This window comes from uncultured Ruminococcus sp. (genome assembly GCA_902785355.1).
In the GTDB taxonomy this organism is placed as follows: Bacteria; Bacillota; Clostridia; order Oscillospirales; family Acutalibacteraceae; genus Ruminococcoides.
On record CACZYF010000004.1, the window covers coordinates 33058 to 44615 of the forward strand.

An 11558-nucleotide genomic window follows, 5' to 3' on the forward strand; every position below is an offset into this window, starting at 1 on the left:
TAATGGGCAAGTATATTACTTGGGGAATACAGGGAGTTTGTTGAGGAAGATGATGTCGTCACGGTCAGCCGCGTCGCCCTCGGCGAGAACCGCGACCTTACCGACGATTATTCCGCCCGCCTTCTCGACCAGCGCTTCGAGCGCTCTGAGGCTCTCGCCGGTGGAGATAACGTCGTCGGCGATCAACACGCGCTTGCCGCGCATATGCTCCGCGTCGTCGCTTCCGAGGAACAGCGTCTGTTGGCTCAGGGCGGTGATGGACTTGACGTTCACGCTGATGGGATCGGGCATGTAGACCTTGACGCCCTTTCGCGCGATGATGTACTTGCCGCAGCCCTGGCGCGCCATCTCGTAGCACAGCGGGATTCCCTTTGCCTCGGCGGAGATGACCACATCATGCTCCGGAGCGATCTTAAGGAGCTCGGCGGCTGCTTTCTCGGTGATCTCCACATCGCCGAACATGATGAAAGCGGCGATATCCAGATGCTCGTTGACCTCGCACAGCGGAAGCTCGCGCTCACAGCCCGCAATCGTCATTTTGAATGTTTTTGCCATGTAAATACCTTCTTTAACTTATAAAATATCCTTCAAGCCATACCCAAGCTCAGCTTCTTGCCTCCGAGCAGATGGAAATGGATGTGCATCACAGTCTGTCCGCCGTCCTCACCGCAGTTATTGACGACGCGGTAGCCGTTCTCCAGTCCCAGCTCCTTTGCGACGACAGGGATCTTGGTGAAGATATGGGCGATGATATCGCTGTTCTCCTCGGTGATCGCGTTCGCGCAGCAGATATGGGTCTTAGGGATGAACAGGACGTGTACGGGAGCCATGGGATTCAGGTCATGGATGGCGATGATACGGTCATCCTCATAGACCTTATTGGACGGGATCTCACCCGCGGCAATCTTACAAAAAATACAATCAGACATAGTTACCTCCGTAGTTACATAATCATACATATTATTGTATAACCTCAGCCGTCTTTAGTCAAGTGAATAAAAGAAAAAACCGGACGAAAAAGCTCGTCCGGCATTGTTTCTTATCGATTATCGGTGGTAGCGGCGGCCTGCTCTGGCGCGAGCTTTCCTACGGGCGGAAGCTCTGGCTGACGAGATTGCGACGATGACCGCGAGCAGTACCACTGCGACGACGATGATCCAGATGAAATTATTTTTAAGGAACTCGCCGGTTTTCGCGGTGATGTAGCTGAACGTATCGCGCTCGATATCCTCGGAGGCGACGATGTTGATATCGCCGAGCTCCAGATCGTCGTAAGCGACATGTACGGTGCCAAGCACCTGACCCTTGGTAACGGGGGCTTGTACGCGCTCTTCACTGCTGACGATGGTTTTCAGCAGGCTCTTGTCATAATTATTCGGCAGGAGCGCGAGGACCTCCCTCTCGGGAATGAGCGCCAGCTCCTGACCCTTTGATGCATACTCGACGGGGATGGATTTCACGGTATCGGCAGGACCGTAGACGACCTGCTGAGCGAGGTTTTGAAAAACCCAGTCGTACAGGTTCGCGGTATCCTTCATGGCGTAGTTGATATCGTCCGCAAAGGAATACGCGGCGCCCATCGCGACGCAAAGGTAGCTAAAGCCGTCCTTCTCGGCGGTGGTGACCAGACACTTTCCCGCCTCGTCGGTATAGCCGGTCTTGATGCCCCTTACGTTGGGGTAATAGTATTCGCCGCGGTGGTAGTTCTCATCGAGCATATAGTTGGTATTATGCAGGGGATTGGTGAAGCCTGCCGGGGTGTAGTTCACGGTGGAGGTGATCTCCATGAACATCGGCTGCTTCATGGCGCACTTGGCGATCTTCGCCATGTCGAGCGCGGTGGTATAATGGTTGGTATCATGCAGACCGTGCGGGTTCACGAAATGGGTGTTCTCACAGCCCAGCTCCGCCGCTTTCTTGTTCATCATCTCAACAAAGCCCGAGATACCGTTTCCAACGTAATTTGCCAGCACCAACGCGGCGTCGTTGCCCGAGGGCAGCATCATACCGTAGAGCAGATCCTTGATCGAGACCTCCTCCCCTACGTGCTCGGAGAGCCCCATGACGGTGCTCTCGGGATCAAGCCCCGTCAGCGCGTCGGCAGAGATCGCGACCTTGGTATTCTCGAGATCCTGTACGTTCTCTGTCGTGATGATATAAGTCATGATCTTGGTCGTAGAGGCGGGATACATTTTCTTGTTTGCATATTTATCGAGGATAACGGCGCCGGTGTCGAGGTTCTCGAGATATACGGATCCTGAGACGGTATCCACATTACAGCCGTAGTCGAACGCCGAGGCGGATATGGCGGTCACAAACAACAGCACGAATACAATCAATATACAGCTCGCACGCTTCATTATATTAACTCCTCTTTTCGGTCTTTTTCGGTTTGATACACTTTTCCTCTCCGTTGAAGAGGCGCTTTAAATTCTCGCGGTGCATGATAATAACCATCAGCCCTACGGCGAGCGCGCAGGCTGTAGATATCAGGACGAAACGGAATCGCAGCTCATTCTCCGTCCCGAGATATGGCAGATATTCGAAGAAGTAGGTCACGATCATCGTGTAGACAGGGTACAGCGCTGCGCAGGCGACCGAGCCCAGCGAGATGATCCTGGTGATCAGGACGATAATCAGGAAGGAGGCAACGATCATGAGGAACACGCGCCAGTCAACGACCAGCATCAGCGCGTTCGCCGTAACGACACCCTTACCGCCCCTGAAGCCGTAATACAGCGGGAACACATGCCCGATGATAACGCACATGCCCGCAAGGTATCGTCCGTATTTGACGTATTCCAGCGGGGCTACGTCGTTGGTGACGGTCAGGTTGGAGAATATCCACCAGCCGATCAGAACGGCGATGATACCCTTTAGGTAGTCGCAGATGATCGTAGCTACCGCGGGACCCGTACCCACGGAACGGAGCACGTTGGTAAAGCCGGCGTTGCCGGAGCCCATTTTGCGGATATCCTTACCGGTTTTCAGCTTGGTTATGATGATAGCGGGACTGAGACTGCCAAGCAGATACGCGATCAGCATGGTGGCAATCGTCCGCATAATCAGCTCAAAAGTCACTTCTTATCCCTCTCCCTTATCACAAATCTGATGGGTGTACCGCTGAAGTCGAAGGCTTCGCGGAGTCGGTTCTCAAGATAACGCTGATATGAGAAGTGGAACAGCTCAGCGTCGTTGCAGAAGAAGATGAAGGTCGGCGGCTTTACGGAAGCCTGCGTCATGTAGAAGATCTTCAGCCGTCTGCCCTTGTCGGTCGGCGGCTGTACACGAGCTGTCGCGGCAGCGAGCAGGTCATTTAAAAGTCCCGTGGTGATGCGCATGGCGGCGGTGTTGGTGACGTGGACGATGTTCTCAAAGAGATTATCCAGTCGCTGACCCGTTTTCGCTGAGATAAAGACGGTCGGGGCGTAGCTCATGAAGGCGAAATCCCGCTCGATATCCTTGCGGAAGTTCTGCATGGTCTTGTCGTCCTTCTCGATAGCGTCCCACTTGTTGACGGCGATGATCGTCGCCTTGCCGGCTTCCTTCGCGAGTCCCGCGACCTTGGTATCCTGTTCGGTGATACCGGTCTCGGCGTCGAGCATAACGACACAAACGTCACAGCGTTCAATCGCCATTTTGGCGCGTAGGATGGAATAACGCTCGATCTGGTCGGTGACCTTGCTCTTGCGTCTCATGCCGGCGGTGTCGATGAAGTTGAAGATGCCGTGCTTGTTCTCGATCTTTGTATCGATGCTGTCGCGGGTGGTGCCGGCGATATCCGATACGATACAGCGGTTCTCACCGGTGATCTTGTTGATCAGCGAGGACTTGCCGACGTTCGGTCTGCCGATAACAGCGACGGAGATCACCTCAGGATCAGCTTCATCCTCACGATAATCCTCAAGGTGCTCAAAAACCGCGTCCAAAAGGTCGCCCGTACCGTGACCGTGTACGGAGGATACCGCGATCGGCTCGATCGGGAGCTGATAGAACTCATAGAACTCAGGCGGCGGATCGCCGACGGAGTCACACTTGTTGACAGCGAGCACCATGGGCTTGTTGCTTTTGAGCAGCATGTGGGCGACGTCCTGATCGGTCGCCACGAGTCCCGAGCGCACATCGGTGACCATGATGATGACGTCGGCATTGTCGATCGCCAGCTGTGCCTGTTCGCGCATCTGGGACAGGATCACATCGTCCGACTTGGGCTCGATACCGCCCGTATCGATCAGCATGGCGCTCCTTCCGCTCCACTCCACGTCGCCGTAGATACGGTCGCGGGTCACGCCGGGTGTATCGTCGACGATCGAGATACGTTCGCCGACAAGTTTATTGAATAACGTGCTCTTGCCGACATTGGGTCTGCCGACAATCGCAATAATAGGTTTAGCCATTGTCCCCCTCCTCTCCGAGAATCGCATTGAGCAGCATTACGCCGTCATTGTTGATGGGGAAAATCTCAATATTCAGCTTCTTCATGGCGGCGTCGATATGAACGTCGTCAAGAAAGAGGTCATTTTCAAATCGTAACATTGCCGAGGAGATCAGCAGCGCGTCCCCCAGCGGTTTATCCTTCAGCTGTTCGATCAGATCATTGCCGACGATCAGACCGCTGACGTTGATCTGCTCGCCGAAGAAGCGGTTGACGATCGGATAGACGGTGATCTTCACGTTCGGATATTTTGCCTCTACCTCATTCATCAGCCCCCTCAGATACGGCGCTACGGACGTACCGCAGGCAATGGAAACATGCCGACGGATATTCTCGTCGGGATCGCGGAAGGAGAGCTCGTCGCGCAAGTCCTCGGTCAGCTGGGCTATCAGTCCGATACCGTTCTCGATCGCCTCGAAGTCGCCGTAAAACGACGCGTCGGGGATGTCGTACCCCGCCTTTAGGTACAGCTCGTCGGCGGCGTAGGCGATACGCTTGCCGCGGGTTCTCAGGCACATTTCACCGAAGTCCTCAATGATATCGACGGTCTCCTGCGCTTTCTCCCGCGTGAACGGGGTCAGTTCAAAGAGCCCCTTGCGGTACTTGGTCAGTCCCACGGGCACGACCGCGATCAGGTTGACGTTCATCTCGTAAAGATCATGAAGAGAGCGCCTGAGTTCATCGCCGTCGTTAAGTCCGGGACAGCAGACGATCTGGGTGTTCAGCGCGATCCCGTGATCGGATAGGCGCCTGAGAATCGATAGCGAACTACCGGCGAAGCGGTTGCCCATCATCTTCACGCGCAGCTCGGGGTTGGTGGTGTGAACGCTGACGTTGATGGGGCTGATATGCATTTTGATGATACGGCTGATCTCGTGCTCGGTGAGGTTCGTCAGCGTGACGTAGTTGCCGAAGAGGAACGACAGACGGCTGTCGTCATCCTTGAAGTAGAGCGATTCACGCATGCCCTTCGGAAGCTGATCGATGAAGCAGAACACGCATTTATTGCGACAGGAGCGCTCCTTATCCATCAGGTAGGAGTCGAATTCCAGCCCCAGCTCCTCATACTCGGGCTTACGCACCTTGACAGTGTGAATCACGCCCTTTTGATCTCTTATCTTTAATTCCAACAGAGAATTAAGCTGATAAAACCGATAATCGAGCACGTCGACGATCTCGTTGCCGTTGATCGAGATCAGGGTGTCCCCCGCCTCGCAGCCGACGCGTTCGGCATAGCTATGGCGGTAAACGTCTTTAATTGTAACTGCCATAGTAAGCCTCCGGGGTCAGAAATGAGGAATTAGGAATGAGGAATTAGGAATTGCGGGAAACGCTTCGCGTTTTGGATTGGTATAACAACTTCAATATAAAAACTTATGCAATAATAACAAAAGGGCGGTACAGTAGAATTGACTGCCCGCCTTGCACTTTTGTTAGTTTCGCAGATTACGATAAGATCAGTCAGCGTCCTTGACGATGACCTGTCTGCCCTTGTACATGCCGCAGTTGGGGCATACCTTATGGGGAGCCTTATACTCACCGCACTCGGGGCAAACGGACAGAGCGGGAGCCTGGAGCTTCCAAACATTGGATCTTCTCTTCATTTTACGAGCATGTGAATGTTTTCTAGCCGGTACAGCCATGAAAAACCCTCCTTACCATTTATATCTTTTATAATTATTATCAGTTTAAAAGCGCTTTGAGCGCCTCGAGCCGCGGGTCAATCTCCTGTTTATCACAGCCGCAATCTCCCAAGTTAAGATTATGTCCACATTTTTGACAGAGACCTTGACAGTCTCCCCTGCAAAGAAACTTGGTCGGCAGCTCAAGCAGAATATCGGATGATACAAGTTCATCTAAATCCACGGTGAAGTCGGGCGTCTCGATGTAGTCGTCGTTATACTCCTCCTCGAGATTTTGAATCAGCTTATGGGAGAAGTGATAGTCGAACGTCTGACTGAGTTCCGAAAGGCAGCGGTCGCATAATGTATCATACACAAAATGCGAATCGATATCGAGCGTGACGATACCCGCCTTGTTCTCAGCGTGAGCGATGATCTCAACAGGAGAGTTGAATGGATGCTCCCCCGCGATCTCGACGTCGCTCATCGAAAGCGTATAACTGACGTCCTTACAGGCGCCGTCGGAAACGAAAAGCTCTTTCAAATCTAACAGCATAGTACCTCCGCACAGTTATCTACATTAAACGCTGGTAATTATTATAATAAGACAGCGGGTTTTTGTCAAGTAAAAATCTTGTAATTGATTAGATTTAATTGGAGAACGGTGATGGGAAAGCCTGACGGCTTTGTTGTACTAAGAACTAAGAACTAAGAAATAAGAAATAAGAAATAAGAAGTTACGGAAAGCCTGACGGCTTTTGAATTGGTATGACGACTGCTTTTCAAATATATGTGACTCTTTATCGGGTCGCAGGCATTACGGTTATTATCTGTTTTACAACTCAGGTGTGGGCGAAGGCTGCCTTCTACCGTTCTCCGTTCACAGTTCTCCAAAAGCAAAAGCCGCCCCTTTCGGAGCGGCAGTTGCTTTGATTTATAATCAATCAGATCTCTTCGCAAACAGCCTTTAAGCCCTCGGGGAGACCCGCCTCATCGGAAGATACCAGCAGGGTGATCTTCGCGCCGCTCTCCTCAGCGAGAGCGTTCAGCTTAGTGACGAAGTCCTCGATGCCCTCTACGCCGGCGGGAGCGATCTTGAAGGTGGAATCAACGAAAATATCGGTAACGTCGTAGTTACCCGCGCAGATACCGCTGATAAAGCCCAGCAGCATGTCGTAGCCCTTGATGCCATATACGTCGGTATCGACCAGACGCGCCTTGTGAGTGACGTCGTAGGTCAGACCGTTGCCCTTTTCGATAACGACAACGTTACCGCTGGACTTGGCGACAGCCTCGTTAGCGAGCGCGATGAGCTTCTTGGTCTTGCCGGAGCCCTTTTTACCAATAATTAATGTAACCATTTGTACATTCCTCCTATGTTTTATAACAGTCTGTAGAACTGATAACTTACTTTAATCTTGCTTCGAGAGCAGCCTTTTGATCTTCGTAGCCGGGCTTGCCGAGGAGAGCAAACATGTTCTTCTTGTAGCTCTCAACACCGGGTTGGTTGAAGGGGTTCACGCCGAGAATGTAGCCGGAGATCGCGCAAGCCTTCTCGAAGAAGTAGATCAGGTAACCGAGGTTATACTCGTCCATCTTATCAACGGTGAGCACGATGTTGGGTACGCCGCCGTCATTATGCGCGAGGACAGTACCCTCGAACGCCTTGCGGTTGACAAACTCCATAGTCTTGCCGGAGAGGAAATTCAGTCCGTCAACGTTCTCGGGATCGGTACCGATGGTGATCTCTCTCTGAACGGAATCAAAGAGCACAACGGTCTCGAAGAGGTTGCGTCTGCCGTCCTGGATGTACTGACCCATGCTGTGCAGGTCGGTGGAGAAGATGACGGATGCCGGGAAGATACCCTTCTGATCCTTACCCTCGGACTCGCCGTAGAGCTGCTTGAACCACTCGTTCATCAGAGTGAAGGCGGGCTCGTAGCTTACGAGTATCTCCGTGGTCTTGCCCTTATTATAAAGCATGTTGCGGATCGCGGCATACTTGTAGCAGTCGTTCTTCTCGAGGTCGGGCTCGGCAAATTTGTCCTGAGCGTCCTTAGCGCCCTGCATGAGCGCGTCGATATCCGCGCCGGATACAGCGATCGGTAAAAGACCGACAGCGGTCAGAACGCTGTAGCGTCCGCCTACGTCATCCGGAACGACGAAGGTCTCGTAGCCCTCGCGGTCAGCAAGCTGCTTGAGGGTGCCGCGCGCCTTATCGGTGGTGCAGAAGATGCGCTCCTTGGCGCCGTCCTTACCGTACTTTTTCTCGAGCATCTCGCGGAATACGCGGAACGCGATCGCGGGCTCGGTGGTGGTACCGGACTTGGAGATCATGTTGATGGAAACATCCTTGCCCTCACAGATCTCGAGCAACTCGGAGAGAGCGTTGGAGCTGATGGAGTTACCGGTATAGTAGATCTGCGGGGTGTCCTTACACAGCGCGTTGTAGTTCGGGGACTTGATGAACTCGATCGCGGCACGGGCGCCCAGATACGAGCCGCCGATACCGATCACGACGAATATATCGGAGTTCTTCTTGATCTTCTCGGCAGCAGCCTTGATGCGGGCGAACTCCTCCTTGTCATAGTCGGTAGGCAGATTGAGCCAACCGATAAAATCGTTGCCAAGTCCCTGACCGGAATGAAGCGCCTCGTGAGCCGCCTTTACCGCGGGAGCAATACCGACATATTCATCAGTACCCAAAAAGCCCTGTAAATGCTTATCACTAAGAGTTGTAGGCATGAAATACCCTCCTTATAATTCCCGAGAAGAACTAAACACACTTCTTCTCATATTAACTACATCATTATACTATATTTCAAGCCCGTTTGCAACATTTTTATCGTATTAATTATGAATAAAAGCTAAATTTTGTTGGAGGATGAGATCAGCGGCACAAGATGTTGTGAGGAGAACAGAGAAGGGTATCTCTCTTCGGTCGATCGATTTATGCAATCCCTCAGTCCCCGTTCGGGGACAGCTCCCTTTACCAAAGGGAGCCTCGGAAAGTAACTGCTCTATATAGAGTCGCTGGTGTTGTTTCATAATCAAGCTTATTATAATCCGGGTGCGGGCTTAACCCGCCCATCACCATTATCCATTCTCCGTTCTCCGAATTCACATCCTGATCAGCGACTGCCACAGAACCGATATAATGCTGCCGAAGCTCTTTTTCTCCGCGTCCTCAGCGGCGGTGATATCGAACTTCGCAATCTGCTCGCCGTTCAGTGAAAAGCTCAGCTCCCCTACCCTGTCGCCGCGTTTCACGGGAGCTGTGACAGACTCGGGCAGGCTGATATTCTGCTCAATCGCTTCGCCCTCGCCCTTCGGCACGGTCAGCGACGCGCTCTGCTCACAGAGAATCTTCACGCTGTCCTTCATACCGCCGTCAATGGCGATCGGCTCGAGAGTATCATTCAGACTCAGCCTTCTGCTCTCGTAATTCGCAAACCCGTGATCCAGCAGGGTCGCCGCGTCCTTGAAGCGTTCTTTACCGCTGTCGGCGCCCAGCACGACCGCGATCAGGCTCATGCCGTCGCGTTCGGCGGTCGCGCTGATACACGAACCCGCCGCGCCGGTCGTACCGGTTTTCAACCCCGTGATCCCGTCGTAGGTTTTTAAAAGTTTATTGGTGTTGACGATCTGGGTCTCGCCGCCTCGAAGGGAATCCAGCCAGATGTTGGTGTAATCAAATATCTTTTTATGCTTCATCAGCTCGCGTGACATCAGTGCCACGTCGTAAGCAGAGGTAATATGACCGTTCTCATCCAGTCCGTTGCAGTTCTTGAACACGGTCTTATCCATGCCCAGCTCCCGCGCCTTCGCGTTCATTGCGGCGACAAAATCCTCCTCACTCCCGCTGACGAATTCCGCGAGCGCTACCGCCGCGTCGTTGGCGGAGGCTACCGCCGTAGCCTTGATCATATCGTCAACGGTCATCTGCTCGCCCTCCTCAAGCCAGATATCCGAGCCGCCCATTGAGGCGGCGTGCTGTGACGCCGTCACCACGTCGTCCATGTGGATCTTGCCGCTGTCTACCGCCTCCATTACAAGCGTGAGAGTCATGACCTTAGTGATCGAAGCACAGGGGCGCTGTTCATGTGCATTTTTCTCATAGAGAATTTTACCTGAGTTTGCATCCATTAAAATCGCCGACGGCGAAGAGATATCCTCCTCAGATAAAGCAGAGGCCGATAGGACGGGTATGGTGAGGAATATCGCGGATAACAGGATCGTAAACCATTTTTTGAACATAAAAAACACCTCTCCCCACATGTGTATGAGAGAGGTGCGTGATATATTCTCTTTGAGTATTTTACGGTCAACAGCTTATATTTCCTCGATCAGGCAGACGGCGGTGGCGGAGATACCTTCGCCCGAGCCGGTAAAGCCCAAGCCCTCCTCGGTCGTCGTCTTGACGCTGACGGCGGTCTTTTTCAACCCGCAGGCAACCGCGATATTCTCGCGCATTTCATCAATATAAGGCGCAAGCTTCGGCGCTTGGGCGCAAACCGTACAGTCGATGTTATGAGGCTTGAAGCCTGCTTCCTTGAGCTCGCCGACGACCTCCCAGAGGAGCTTCGCGCTGTCGGCTCCCTCATACTTCGGGTCGGTATCGGGGAACAGCTTGCCGATATCGCCGAGAGCGGCTGCGCCCAAGAGCGCATCCATCACGGCATGCAGCAAAACATCCGCGTCGGAATGTCCGTCCAGACCCTTTTCATAGGGAATCTCAACGCCGCCGAGTATCAGCTCCCTGCCCTTCTTCAAACGATGTACGTCGTAACCGTGTCCGATCCGCATAGCTGTCACTTCCTTTTTGATAATAACGCTTCGGCGATCGTGATATCCACCGGCGTTGTCAGCTTGATATTCGAGTATTCGCCGCGAACGGTCAGCACCTGCTCTCCGATGGCTTCGACCATCGAGCAGTCGTCCGTCACGTCGAGGTTATTCATCAGCGCGTTGCCCATCGCCCGCTTGTACAAATCCTTCTCAAAGACCTGAGGCGTCTGAACCGCCCACATAGAGGAGCGGTCGGGAGTCGAGAGGATCGCTCCGTCCTCACCGACGACCTTCACAGTATCCGTCACGGGAGTCGCGAGGGTCGCGGCGCCGTTCTCATAAGCGGCGGAAAGCACCCTCTCGATCTCCTCGGGAGTAATCAGTACTCTCGCACCGTCATGGATCGCAAAATGCGTCACGCGCTTATCGGCGGCATGGATACCCTTTCTGACGCTTGCCATACGGGTGGAGCCGCCCGCGGTAACGGTGCTGACCTTTTTGAACTTGAAGGCGACCTCGGCGATATTCTCGATATCGACGGGACGCGCCACGACGACGATCTCGTCGATCAGATCGCAGCTCTGAAACGCCTTTAAGGTATATTCGATCGCGGCTCTTCCGTTGAGCGGGATAAGCTGCTTACTGAGCTTATAGCCCATGCGCGTGCTGTCGCCGGCGGCGACGATGATGGCACAGGTAAAACGTCCGTCCAT

General features: G+C 53.3%; 13 protein-coding genes. All 13 read right to left on the minus strand.

Features of this window, described 5'->3' with window-relative positions; all coding sequences use genetic code 11:
- Positions 1–15: 15 nt before the first annotated feature.
- The 13 genes from R2I50_RS01690 to ispD all read right to left on the minus strand — a co-directional run bounded on the left by R2I50_RS01690 (position 16) and on the right by ispD (position 11558).
- Positions 16–555 (minus strand): phosphoribosyltransferase family protein, encoded by a 540-nt coding sequence (locus tag R2I50_RS01690; RefSeq protein ID WP_316607348.1) that lies wholly within the window; start codon positions 553–555, stop codon positions 16–18.
- 32 nt (positions 556–587) lie between these two features.
- Positions 588–929 carry a histidine triad nucleotide-binding protein gene (locus R2I50_RS01695; protein WP_316607350.1) on the minus strand — a complete coding sequence of 114 codons (342 nt, stop codon included), beginning with the start codon at positions 927–929 and terminating at the stop codon, positions 588–590.
- A 117-nt stretch (positions 930–1046) separates the two neighbouring features.
- Positions 1047–2360, minus strand: a complete 1314-nt coding sequence (locus R2I50_RS01700; RefSeq protein WP_316607351.1) for a D-alanyl-D-alanine carboxypeptidase family protein — start codon at positions 2358–2360, stop codon at positions 1047–1049.
- A gap of 4 nt (positions 2361–2364) precedes the next feature.
- Positions 2365–3081: a glycerol-3-phosphate 1-O-acyltransferase PlsY gene (gene plsY, locus R2I50_RS01705; protein WP_316607352.1), complete on the minus strand. Its 717-nt coding sequence runs from the start codon at positions 3079–3081 to the stop codon at positions 2365–2367.
- Complete coding sequence (gene der, locus R2I50_RS01710; protein ID WP_316607353.1) at positions 3078–4397, minus strand: ribosome biogenesis GTPase Der; 1320 nt, start codon at positions 4395–4397, stop codon at positions 3078–3080. The genes plsY and der overlap by 4 nt, the downstream gene beginning before the upstream one ends.
- On the minus strand, positions 4390–5706 hold the full coding sequence (locus R2I50_RS01715; RefSeq protein WP_316607354.1) for a DUF512 domain-containing protein: 1317 nt from the start codon (positions 5704–5706) through the stop codon (positions 4390–4392). The genes der and R2I50_RS01715 overlap by 8 nt, the downstream gene beginning before the upstream one ends.
- A 186-nt stretch (positions 5707–5892) precedes the next feature.
- Positions 5893–6078 (minus strand): 50S ribosomal protein L32, encoded by a 186-nt coding sequence (rpmF, locus tag R2I50_RS01720; protein ID WP_316607355.1) that lies wholly within the window; start codon positions 6076–6078, stop codon positions 5893–5895.
- Positions 6079–6118: 40 nt separating this feature from the next.
- Positions 6119–6613 (minus strand): DUF177 domain-containing protein, encoded by a 495-nt coding sequence (locus R2I50_RS01725; protein WP_316607356.1) that lies wholly within the window; start codon positions 6611–6613, stop codon positions 6119–6121.
- A 388-nt stretch (positions 6614–7001) separates the two neighbouring features.
- On the minus strand, positions 7002–7418 hold the full coding sequence (locus R2I50_RS01730) for a hypothetical protein (RefSeq protein ID WP_316607357.1): 417 nt from the start codon (positions 7416–7418) through the stop codon (positions 7002–7004).
- A gap of 46 nt (positions 7419–7464) precedes the next feature.
- Complete coding sequence (locus R2I50_RS01735) at positions 7465–8802, minus strand: glucose-6-phosphate isomerase (protein WP_316607358.1); 1338 nt, start codon at positions 8800–8802, stop codon at positions 7465–7467.
- 375 nt (positions 8803–9177) lie between these two features.
- On the minus strand, positions 9178–10335 hold the full coding sequence (locus R2I50_RS01740) for a D-alanyl-D-alanine carboxypeptidase family protein (RefSeq protein ID WP_316607360.1): 1158 nt from the start codon (positions 10333–10335) through the stop codon (positions 9178–9180).
- A gap of 54 nt (positions 10336–10389) precedes the next feature.
- Complete coding sequence (gene ispF, locus R2I50_RS01745) at positions 10390–10863, minus strand: 2-C-methyl-D-erythritol 2,4-cyclodiphosphate synthase (protein ID WP_316607361.1); 474 nt, start codon at positions 10861–10863, stop codon at positions 10390–10392.
- A gap of 5 nt (positions 10864–10868) precedes the next feature.
- Positions 10869–11558: a 2-C-methyl-D-erythritol 4-phosphate cytidylyltransferase gene (gene ispD / locus R2I50_RS01750; RefSeq protein WP_316607363.1), complete on the minus strand. Its 690-nt coding sequence runs from the start codon at positions 11556–11558 to the stop codon at positions 10869–10871.

Excerpts from the sequence above, each read along its gene's own strand:
- ispD (WP_316607363.1), bottom strand. The coding sequence starts at position 11,558 with ATGGACGGACGTTTTACCTGTGCCATCATCGTCGCCGCCGGCGACAGC.
- R2I50_RS01735 (WP_316607358.1), bottom strand. The coding sequence starts at position 8,802 with ATGCCTACAACTCTTAGTGATAAGCATTTACAGGGCTTTTTGGGTACT.
- der (WP_316607353.1), bottom strand. The coding sequence starts at position 4,397 with ATGGCTAAACCTATTATTGCGATTGTCGGCAGACCCAATGTCGGCAAG.
- R2I50_RS01730 (WP_316607357.1), bottom strand. The coding sequence starts at position 7,418 with ATGGTTACATTAATTATTGGTAAAAAGGGCTCCGGCAAGACCAAGAAG.
- R2I50_RS01725 (WP_316607356.1), bottom strand. The coding sequence starts at position 6,613 with ATGCTGTTAGATTTGAAAGAGCTTTTCGTTTCCGACGGCGCCTGTAAG.
- R2I50_RS01740 (WP_316607360.1), bottom strand. The coding sequence starts at position 10,335 with ATGTGGGGAGAGGTGTTTTTTATGTTCAAAAAATGGTTTACGATCCTG.
- R2I50_RS01695 (WP_316607350.1), bottom strand. The coding sequence starts at position 929 with ATGTCTGATTGTATTTTTTGTAAGATTGCCGCGGGTGAGATCCCGTCC.
- ispF (WP_316607361.1), bottom strand. The coding sequence starts at position 10,863 with ATGCGGATCGGACACGGTTACGACGTACATCGTTTGAAGAAGGGCAGG.
- R2I50_RS01700 (WP_316607351.1), bottom strand. The coding sequence starts at position 2,360 with ATGAAGCGTGCGAGCTGTATATTGATTGTATTCGTGCTGTTGTTTGTG.
- rpmF (WP_316607355.1), bottom strand. The coding sequence starts at position 6,078 with ATGGCTGTACCGGCTAGAAAACATTCACATGCTCGTAAAATGAAGAGA.
- R2I50_RS01690 (WP_316607348.1), bottom strand. The coding sequence starts at position 555 with ATGGCAAAAACATTCAAAATGACGATTGCGGGCTGTGAGCGCGAGCTT.
- R2I50_RS01715 (WP_316607354.1), bottom strand. The coding sequence starts at position 5,706 with ATGGCAGTTACAATTAAAGACGTTTACCGCCATAGCTATGCCGAACGC.